Raw genomic sequence first — 9,394 nt, forward strand, 5'->3', positions numbered from 1 at the left:
GCGACGCCGTCCCGCCAGGCGACCGCGTCGTCCGGCACCGCCCAGCGGCCCAGGCGGTCGGCGAAGGGCGAGGACGCCGGCATCGGCACCGGCGGCCGGCGGGCCAGCAGCAGCGCGAGCGCCAGGCCCAGGCCGGTCAGCGCCCAGGCGGCCACGTCGACCGGCGTCCACCCGTAGTGCAGCTCGACGTGGGTCGAGGTCGGCACGACGACCATCAGGTTGGGCGCCACCCGGTACGGCCCGTCCGCCCCCGACGCCTGCCAGTTCGGGAAGTACGACGCCTTCACGAGCACCGGCGTGCCCGGCCGGTCCACGTCGAAGCTGATCCGGTCGTCCCCCTGGCTGATCCCGCTGACCGTCACCGACGGCACCGGCCTGGCCTCCGGCCGCACGCCCTCCTGCACCCGCTGCCAGCCGTCGAGGCCGGTCGCCGCCAGCGTGACCTCCCAGGCGGACGGGTCCAGGTACCAGTCCATGGCCGGGTCGAGCCACTCCCGGCCGGCCTGGGACACCCCGTCCAGCACGGCCGGCTCGTTGGCGAGCGGCTGGACGAGCGCGGTGCCGGCCACCTCGAACACGGCCCACGGCGGGGAGGCCTCGATCTCGGCCAGCGCCGGGTTCGCCCTCGCGTAGGCCAGCACGTTGGGCGAGAAGGCGAGGTAGTACCGGACGCCGAGCAGCTGGAGGTGGCGGATGCCCCGGTCGAAGTCGGCCTGGTTCAGCGGCCGGGCCGGGTAGGGGATGTCCCGCATGGCCGACGACGGCTCGTCGGACAGCTCGGCCTGGTTGATGAAGTGGTACGGCGTGGTCGCCGACGCCTCGAAGTACAGGCCCTCCATCGAGCCGATGCAGCCGTCGGTCCAGAACGGCAGGAGCATCAGCGCCATCGGCGTGCCGTAGCGGTCGAGCTCCTTCTCGTACTCCCACATGGCCCGCCCGCACCCGTGCACCTCGCCGACGCCGGCCATCGTCTGCACCACGTCGTGGTACTCGCGGTAGGCCGCCTTGCGCTCGTAGCCGCTGTAGTTCCAGGCCGCCCAGTCGGGCAGGTAGCTGCGGTCGGCCGTGGAGAAGCCGAGCCAGCGGACGATGCCGTCCGAGCCCCGCACGCTGCCGGGCAGCGCCGTGAGGGGCAGGCCGACGACGACGAGGGTGGCGCCGAGGCCGAGCACGGCCGTCCCCACCTGCACCGAGCGCAGTGGTCGCAGGGGGTTGCGGGCGACGAGGGTGGCGACGGCCGAGCCGATCTCGGCGACGGCCAGCGCCGCCAGGAAGAACACGCCGAGGAACCAGAACGGCAGCAGGCGGGCGTTCCACAGCCGGCCCTGGGGCAGGAGGACGACGGCGACGCCGATGATCGCCGTCAGCAGCAGCAGGAAGATCCCGGCCCGCCGGCCGAGCAGCACCGACAGCACGGCGCCGACGACGGCCAGGCCGAGCGCCCAGCGGAGGTCGTGGGGCCAGAGGAGCTCCTTGAAGTTGTGGAGCTTCTCCCAGCCCATGTCGTTCATGTACGCCCGCCGCGCGAAGAACGGCAGGACCCAGAAGGCGGCGAGCAGCCCGGCCACCGGCAGCACGGCGACCAGCCACCTGACCCTCGCGATCCCGGCCCGCACGAGCAGGGCGACCGCCGTGCCGGCCAGCGCGAAGAACGCGGGGATCAGGTGGCACAGGCCGGTGAGCGCGAGGAGGACGGCGGCGGCGGCGCGGTGCTTCCCGTTCTCGAGCCCCCGCAGGACGACGCCGAGGTAGAGCACGGCCAGGCTGAGGCTGATCGAGAACGCGAACTCGCCGGCGAGGGTCGACGCCAGGTTGCCGCCGACGATGTTGCCGGTGCCCTCGGGCACCCGGTTGAACAGGTAGGGCAGGGTGGCGACGGCGAGCAGCGCCGGGCCGGGGAACCGCACCCGGGCCAGCCGGCCGAAGGCCCAGGCGGCGACGGGCAGGGTCAGCACGCCGAGCACGGTGACGAGCTTGAAGGCGATCCCGTACGGCAGGGCCACGTCGAGGGCCAGGATCAGCAGCGACGGGACCACCATGTAGAAGTGGTAGGCGGGGAAGCCGGCGTACCAGTCCGGCGTCCAGCCCGTCAGCCGGCCGTGGGGCAGGAGGTGGTCCCGCAGGAAGGCCGGCGCCCACACGTGGGCGCCCATGTCGCCGCCCGCGGGGGTGGTGTCGGCGACCAGCAGCTGGGGGTGGAGCTCGACGAGGACGAAGCCGACGCAGACCGCCACGACGGCGGCGGTGACCCATGCCTCGACGGGGCGGCGGCGCGCCGGGGCGGCGTCTGGCTCGGTGGTCGCCGTCATGCGGCGCCAATGGTGGCACCAACCGGAGCGCCCGGCGCGTCGCGACGCGCCGGGCCACCGGCGGGGGTCAGCGGCGGCGTCCGGGGGCGACGCCGAGGAGACCCGCCAGCTCCACCTGCTCGCCGCCCCGGTGCCAGGAGCGGCGGTCGCACGTGGAGCAGGACCGCATGGTCACGGGCTCGCCGTCGATCGTCAGCGTGATCTCCACCAGCGGACCGTCACAGCCCGCGCACCGCAACGACGACATGGCACGCCCCTCCTCCGTCCGCTCCTTCCTTCGGCGGGCGCGGCGCCCGGTTGAGGGGTCAGGTGCCGATCTTGTCGACCGTCGCCGCGCCGAGCAGGAACGCCACCGTCCAGGCGTTGAAGGCGACGTGGGCCCAGATGGCCGGCCCGAGCCGGCCGCGCCGCTGGGCCAGCCACCCGGCGACCAGCCCGAACATCACGAGCGCCGGCAGCTGGAGCAGCTGGAAGTGGCTGAGCCCGAACAGGATGGCGGAGACCCAGAGGGCGGGGGCCGGCCCCAGGCGGCGCTCCAGGGAGCGCAGGAGCAGGCCCCGGTAGAACAGCTCCTCGACCACCGGGGCGCCGACGGCGACGACCAGGATGAGCAGCACCACGCCGACCCCGGTGGCCCGCTCGGTGAGGCTGCGGGCGGGGGCCGACACGTCGAGGTCGTCGTCGAGGAACCGCAGCAGCGGGAGGTAGAGGAGGGGGACGAGCACGGCCTGGGTGAGCGCGCCGACGACGAGGCCGATCGGCACGTCGGCGAGGGTCGAGCGGAAGGCGAAGTCCTCGACCACGCCCCGGCCCTTGCGCCGGGCGGCGAGCACGGGCGCCCCGGCGAGGCCGAGCCAGAGGGGGACCTGGAGGAGGGCGACGAGGCTCAGCGGGAGGTCGTCGGACGAGTCCGCCGTGCGGCCGGTGACGCCGAGGACGACGGCGGTCGCGAGGGTCGAGGCGAGGAGGGCGACGAGGAAGCCGATCGCGGCGTCGGCCAGCCCCCAGCCCGGCTCGCGACCCGTGCCCGGTCGGCCGGGCGGCGGGACGGGTGGTCGGGCGGCCTCGGCCACGGCGCCCGAGGCTACCGGCCGCCCGCCGCCGCCCGACCCTCCGGGCGGGCTGGCGGACGGGCGGGTGCGTCGGGGCCGCCGGGGTCGTCGGGGGCGCGGCACCGCTCGGCGTCCGGGCCGCAGCGGGGCTTCGGTCGACGCACCGCGCGGCGTTCGACGGGCTGGCGCAGGGACCTGAGGCGGACGCGCCGCTCGGCGTCCGGGCTGCGGCGCAGCGGCGGACGGGGGCCGGCACCGACGGGACCGACCCGTCAGCCTCCGTCTGTGGCGACTCTCGCGGCGGGGCCGGAGCTAGGCCGCGGACGTGGCCCCGGACGAGGCCCCGCCCTTCGCGGGGTCGGACGGGAGCGCGTGCGGGCCGCGCCGGTCCTCGACCGTCCACCCCTGGGGCGCGGAGAGGCGTTCCGCGTGGATCGCGCAGAGGTCGTGGGTGGCCGGGTGCGCCTCGTCGGCGAGGGCCCCCAGCCACACGACCCTGGCCTTGTAGTCGTAGGCGAGCGTGGCCACCGCGGCGGCGCCGCAGGCGGGTCGTGCGCAGCGCCTGGACATGGCCCGAAGGTACCTCCGGCCTGCGGGAACGTGGCGGATGTCCCCTGCAGGGGACCCCTCAATGTCACACACCCCCTCTACGATGGTGCCATGAGTCCTCAGACTCCCCCTCCGCCCCCGCCCCGACCCGGGCGGGGACAGGGCGGTCGCCCCTCCACGGGCTCCCAGGGCTGGCCCCGCTGGTCGATCTGGGTGCTGATCGGGCTGCTGCTCGCCACCGTGCTGATCCCGCAGCTGTTCTCGGGTGGGAGCAGCGAGGACATCTCCTACGACGCCTTCATCGACCGGGTCGAGGCCGACGACGTCCGCTCCATCGAGATCGACAACAGCAACGCCCACATCGACGGCGTCCTCGCCGACGGCACCCGGTTCTCCACCACCGGCCCTCTCGACGGCGGCCTGCCGGACGACGACGTCGCCCTCCTCCGCGAGCACGACGTCGAGGTCGAGTTCAACACGCCCCAGACCGGCTTCCTCGAGGGCATCCTGCCGCTGCTGATCCCGGTCGGCGTCTTCATCCTCTTCTTCTGGTGGATGGCGCGGCGCCAGCAGGGCCAGATGAGCGGGATCATGTCGATCGGCCGCTCCAAGGCCAAGACCTACACGACCGAGCGCCCGGGCACCACGTTCGCCGACGTCGCCGGCTACGAGGGCGTGAAGCAGGAGATCCGCGAGGTCGTCGACTTCCTGAAGCACCCCGAGCGGTTCAGCGAGATCGGCGCCAGGATCCCGAAGGGCGTCCTGCTCGTCGGGCCCCCTGGCACCGGCAAGACCCTGATCGCGCGGGCGGTCGCCGGCGAGGCCGGCGTGCCGTTCCTGTCGGTCACCGGCTCGGACTTCATGGAGATGTTCGTCGGGGTCGGCGCCTCGCGGGTGCGCGACCTGTTCCAGTCGGCCCGCAAGCTCGGGCGGGCGATCATCTTCGTCGACGAGATCGACTCGATCGGCCGCAAGCGGGGCGCCGGCCTCGGCGGCGGCCACGACGAGCGCGAGCAGACGCTCAACCAGATGCTCTCGGAGATGGACGGCTTCGAGGCCACCGAGGGCATCGTGATGATGGCCGCCACCAACCGGCCCGACATCCTCGACCCCGCCCTGCTCCGGCCCGGCCGCTTCGACCGCCAGGTCGTCGTGCCGCTGCCCGAGGTGGACGAGCGCCTCGCCATCCTGAACGTCCACTGCAAGGGGAAGCGGATCGCGCCCGACGTGAAGCTCGACGTCGTCGCCAGGGGCACGCCGGGGATGAGCGGCGCGGACCTGTCGAACCTCGTGAACGAGGCGGCGCTGTTCGCCGTGCGGGCCGGCGAGGAGCAGATCCGCATGGAGCACTTCGAGGCCGCCCGCGACCGGATCCTGATGGGCCAGCGCCGTGAGTCCATGGCCCTGTCGGACTCCGAGAAGGAGGTCATCGCCTACCACGAGGCCGGCCACGCGGTGTGCGCCGCCGTGCTCCCCCACGCCGACCCCGTGCACAAGGTCACGATCCTCCCGTCCGGCATGGCCCTCGGCGTCACCCAGCAGCTCCCGATCGAGGAGCGCCACATCTACCGGCAGGACTACATCGAGGACTCGCTGGTCGTCCGCATGGGCGGGCGCATCGCCGAGGAGCTGGTGTTCGGGGTGATCTCCACCGGTGCCAACAACGACCTCGTGGGGTCCACCGAGCTGGCCCGCAAGATGGTCCGCGAGTGGGGCATGAGCGACCGCATCGGCCCGATGGCCTGGGGCTCGCAGGGCGCGGTCTTCCTCGGCGACGACCTCATGCACACGCGGGACTACAGCGACGAGACGGCGCGGGTCATCGACCAGGAGGTCGAGCGCATCCTCCGGGACCAGGAGGAGCGCTGCCGCCACACGCTCCGGGCCCACCGCAACGGGCTGGACCTCGTCGCCCGGGCCCTGCTCGAGCGGGAGACCATCGACGGCAGCGAAGTCAGCCGCCTGATCGACCTCGGCCGCGACGGGCACCGTCCCGAGCCGGCGGCGGCCGGCGCCACCGCCGCCGTCAACGTCGCCACGTCGGCCGACGGCGGCGCCTGACCCACCGGGCCGGCCGGTGGCGACCTGGGCGACGGTCGCCGCCATCGGGCGCGACCTGCCCGAGGTCGTCGAGGCCACGTCGTACGGCACGCCGGCGCTGAAGGTGCGCGACCGCCTGGTGGTCCGCCTCCACGACGACGGCGAGCACCTCGTCGTCAAGGTCGACCCGGCCGAGCGGGCGGCGCTGCTCGCCGCCGACCCGGCGACGTTCTCGGTCACCCCGCACTACGAGGCCTGGCCGATGGTGCTCGTGCGCCTGGCGTCGGTCGACGACGGCGAGCTGGCCGAGCTGGTCACCGAGGCCTGGCGCCGGTCGGCGCCCCGCCGCCTGGTGGCCGGCTTCGACGCCGAGCGCTCCTAGGCCGGCCCGCCCTCCCGCACCCGGGCCACGGTCGCCCACAGGTCCGCGGCGGTGACGGGCCCGAGGAACGACGCCCGGACCACGCCGTCGGCGTCGGCCACGACCACGGCGGGGACAGCCTCGATGCGGTAGCGGTCGTGCAGGTCCTTGCGCTCCCTGGCCTCCGCCTCGACGACGGCGACGGCGTCGCTCTGCAGCGGGGCGGCGGCGCCGGCCACCGCCGCGCAGGTGTCGCAGGTGGCCGACGTGAACACCGCGACCAGCCAGGGGGCGTCCGGGCGGGGGAAGTCGCGGCGGTCGAGCTGGGACGGGACGTCGAACGACGCCTGGGTCGGCGGGTCGGGCCGGCGCCGCTCGATGACGAGGGCGACGACCACGGCCACGGCGACCAGCACGGCGGCCACGATCAGGCGCTCCACCCGTCCATCCTGCCGCCGTCGCGGGCGACATGATGGCCGCCGTGCGCACCATCCCCCGGTTCTTCCGCAGCGCCGTCGAGGAGGTGCCCGACCGGACCTGGCTGGTGGCCGACGGCGTCGAGCTGAGCTTCGCGGCCGCCCAGGACCGGGTCGAGCGGGCCGCGGCGGGCCTGCGGGCGGCGGGGGTCGGCCGCCAGGACCGGGTCGTCGTGACCGCTCGGACCGTCCCCGACCACCTGCTCGCCTGGTTGGCGCTGATGGAGGTCGGCGCCGTGCAGGTCCCGGTGAACCCGGCCGGCACGGTGGCCGAGCTGGCCGGCCTGGTCGGCCAGGTGCGGCCGGCGCTCGTCCTCACCGACCCCGACCTGCGCCCGACCGTCGACGCCGCTCTCGCCGAGGCCGGTCGGGCGGCGCCGGTGGCCGACGTGGCCGAGCTGTTCAGGGCCGAGCCGGACGGGCGGGGGCCGGCCGCCGTCGACGAGGGCGACGTCGCGGTGATGATCCCCACCTCGGGCACGACCGGCCGGTCCAAGCTGGTGCTCCAGACCCACCTTGCCTACGTGATGGCCGGCGAGGGCTTCCCGTGGTGGATGGGGCTCACCGCCGACGACCGTCTGATCACCGGCCTCCCCCTGTTCCACGTCAACGCCCCCGCCTACTCGACGCTCGGGTCGGTGGCGGTGCGGGCGAGCCTGGCCCTCGTCCCCCGCTTCTCCCCCAGCCGCTTCCTCGACGACTGCCGCCGGTTCGGCGCCACCGAGTTCAACGCCGTCGGCGCCATGCTCGAGCTGCTGATGCGCCAGCCGCCCCGGCCCGACGACGCCGACAACCCGCTCCGGCTCTGCTACGCCGGCCCGTCGCCCGAGCGGGAGCGCCACCTCGAGATCGAGGAGCGCTTCGGCCTGCGCATCGTGTGCGGGTACGGGCTGTCGGAGTCGCCCTACGGCCTGATCTGGCGCCACGGCGAGCGGCCGTACGGCACCCTCGGCTCGGTCCGCCAACACCCGGTCCTCGGCCATGTGAACGATGCCAGGGTGGTCGAGGACGGGCGGGAGGTCGGCCCGGGCGGCGTCGGCGAGCTGGAGCTGCGGAACCCCTGCCTGACCAAGGGGTACTGGGACCTGCCCGAGGAGACGGCGGCCGTGCTGGTCGACGGGTGGCTGCGCACCGGCGACCTCGTGCGCGACAACGGCGACGGCACCTACACGTTCGTGGGGCGGCGCAAGGAGGTGATCCGGCGGCGGGGCGAGAACCTGTCCCCGGCCGAGGTCGAGGCCGTCCTCGAGCGCCACCCCGACGTGGCCGAGGCGGCCGTCGTCGGGGTCCCGTCGGAGCTGACCGAGGAGGAGGTGAAGGCGTTCGTGGTGCCGGCCGGGGGGCGGACCGTCGACGTCGTCGCCGTGCGGGACTTCGCCGCCGGGCACCTCGCCCGGTTCAAGGTGCCCCGGTTCTTCGAGGTCGTCGACGACCTCCCCCACACGCCGACCGGGCGGCTGGCCAAGCACCGGCTGCCGAAGGAGCGGACGGCGGGCGAGATCGACCTCGAGGAGGCCCGCCGATGAGCGACTGGCTGCACACCTGGATCGGCGCCACCCGGCCCGACCGGATCACGATCGCCGGGCGGGACCTGCCGTCCGAGCTGATGGGCCGGCTGACCCTGACCGAGCTGGCCTACCTGCTGCTCACCCGGCGGGAGCCGACGCCGGCGCAGCGACGGGTCTGCGACGCCGCCCTCGTGTCGCTGGCCGACCACGGCTTCACGCCGTCGTCGCTCGCCACCCGGCTCACCTACACCGGCGCGCCCGAGGCGGTGCAGGGGGCGGTCGCCGCCGGCCTGCTCGGGGCCGGGTCGATGCTGCTCGGGCCGGCGGGCGACACCGCGCTGTTCCTGGCCGCCGCCCTCTCGGCGGCCGGCGCGGGCGCCGACGCCGGCGACGGCGACCTGCGGGCCGTCGCCGACCGGGCGGTGGCCGAGCGGCGGGCGGCCGGGCTGCGGGTGCCGGGCATCGGCCACCCCGTCCACCGCGACGAGGATCCCCGCACCCCCCGCTTCTACGAGATCGCGGCCGAGGAGGACCTGCTCGGCCCGCACCTGCGGCTGCTCCGCCACGTCGCCGCCGCCTACGAGGCGGCCGCCGGCCGACGGCTGCCCATCAACGGCGCGGGCGCGGCGGGCGCGGCCCTGGCCGACGCCGGCCTCCCACCGGCCAGCGTGCGCGGTTTCGTGCTGATCGGCCGCACGGCCGGCCTCGTCGCCCACCTCGCCGAGGAGGCCGAGCACCCCATCGGCAGCCGCCTCTGGCTGGAGATCGACCACCGGGCCTCGGAGGCGGGCGAGCCGTGAGCGCGGGACCAACCGACCGCGCCGCGCCGTCGGAGGCGGGCGGGCCTGGCGTGAGCGCGCGCCCAGCCGACCGCGCTGCGCCGTCGGAGGCGGGCGGGGCGTGAGCGCGAGGGCGGCCGACCGCGCCGCGCCGCGGGAGGCGAGCGAGACGTGAGCGGGATCGGCCGACCGCGCCGCGCCGTCGGAGGCGGGCCGGACGTGAGCGCCCGTCCATCCGACCGAGCCGCGCCGTCGGAAGCGGGCCGGACGTGAGCGCCCGTCCATCCGACCTGCGCTGCGCCGTCGGAGGCGGGCGGGGC

The 9,394-nt window shown here is 75.2% G+C and carries 9 protein-coding genes; 4 read left to right on the forward strand and 5 right to left on the reverse strand.

Annotation, left to right across the window (positions count from 1 at the left end; translation table 11 throughout):
- The 4 genes from VGB14_06300 to VGB14_06315 form a co-directional block, all read right to left on the reverse strand.
- A partial coding sequence (locus tag VGB14_06300; GenBank protein HEX9992518.1) for a hypothetical protein occupies nucleotides 1-2,309 on the reverse strand: 2,309 nt, incomplete at its 3' end.
- 67 nt (nucleotides 2,310-2,376) lie between these two features.
- The gene (locus VGB14_06305) at nucleotides 2,377-2,517 is read right to left on the reverse strand and encodes a hypothetical protein (GenBank protein ID HEX9992519.1); all 141 of its coding nucleotides are present in this window, start codon (nucleotides 2,515-2,517) and stop codon (nucleotides 2,377-2,379) included.
- A 97-nt stretch (nucleotides 2,518-2,614) separates the two neighbouring features.
- Nucleotides 2,615-3,382 carry a CPBP family intramembrane glutamic endopeptidase gene (locus tag VGB14_06310; GenBank protein HEX9992520.1) on the reverse strand — a complete coding sequence of 256 codons (768 nt, stop codon included), beginning with the start codon at nucleotides 3,380-3,382 and terminating at the stop codon, nucleotides 2,615-2,617.
- Between the two features lie 291 nt (nucleotides 3,383-3,673).
- Nucleotides 3,674-3,931 carry a DUF3499 family protein gene (locus tag VGB14_06315; protein HEX9992521.1) on the reverse strand — a complete coding sequence of 86 codons (258 nt, stop codon included), beginning with the start codon at nucleotides 3,929-3,931 and terminating at the stop codon, nucleotides 3,674-3,676.
- Nucleotides 3,932-4,123: 192 nt separating this feature from the next.
- Here VGB14_06315 and ftsH point away from each other — a divergent pair, with 192 nt between their 5' ends.
- Both ftsH and VGB14_06325 read left to right on the forward strand, forming a co-directional pair.
- Complete coding sequence (ftsH, locus tag VGB14_06320; GenBank protein HEX9992522.1) at nucleotides 4,124-5,971, forward strand: ATP-dependent zinc metalloprotease FtsH; 1,848 nt, start codon at nucleotides 4,124-4,126, stop codon at nucleotides 5,969-5,971.
- A gap of 16 nt (nucleotides 5,972-5,987) precedes the next feature.
- Nucleotides 5,988-6,332, forward strand: a complete 345-nt coding sequence (locus tag VGB14_06325) for an MmcQ/YjbR family DNA-binding protein (GenBank protein HEX9992523.1) — start codon at nucleotides 5,988-5,990, stop codon at nucleotides 6,330-6,332.
- Here VGB14_06325 and VGB14_06330 read toward each other — a convergent pair.
- Nucleotides 6,329-6,751, reverse strand: coding sequence for a hypothetical protein (locus VGB14_06330; GenBank protein HEX9992524.1), 423 nt, complete (start codon nucleotides 6,749-6,751; stop codon nucleotides 6,329-6,331). The two genes, VGB14_06325 and VGB14_06330, sit on opposite strands and share 4 nt — an antisense overlap.
- 41 nt (nucleotides 6,752-6,792) lie before the next feature.
- On the opposite strand from VGB14_06330, the gene VGB14_06335 reads away from it, so the two are divergent.
- Nucleotides 6,793-8,313 carry an AMP-binding protein gene (locus VGB14_06335; GenBank protein HEX9992525.1) on the forward strand — a complete coding sequence of 507 codons (1,521 nt, stop codon included), beginning with the start codon at nucleotides 6,793-6,795 and terminating at the stop codon, nucleotides 8,311-8,313.
- Entirely contained in the window at nucleotides 8,310-9,095 is a 786-nt protein-coding gene (locus tag VGB14_06340) for a citryl-CoA lyase (protein HEX9992526.1), read from the forward strand. The genes VGB14_06335 and VGB14_06340 overlap by 4 nt, the downstream gene beginning before the upstream one ends.
- The last annotated feature ends 299 nt before the right edge of the window (nucleotides 9,096-9,394 follow it).

This window comes from Acidimicrobiales bacterium, assembly GCA_036399815.1.
Lineage (GTDB): Bacteria > Actinomycetota > Acidimicrobiia > Acidimicrobiales > DASWMK01 > DASWMK01.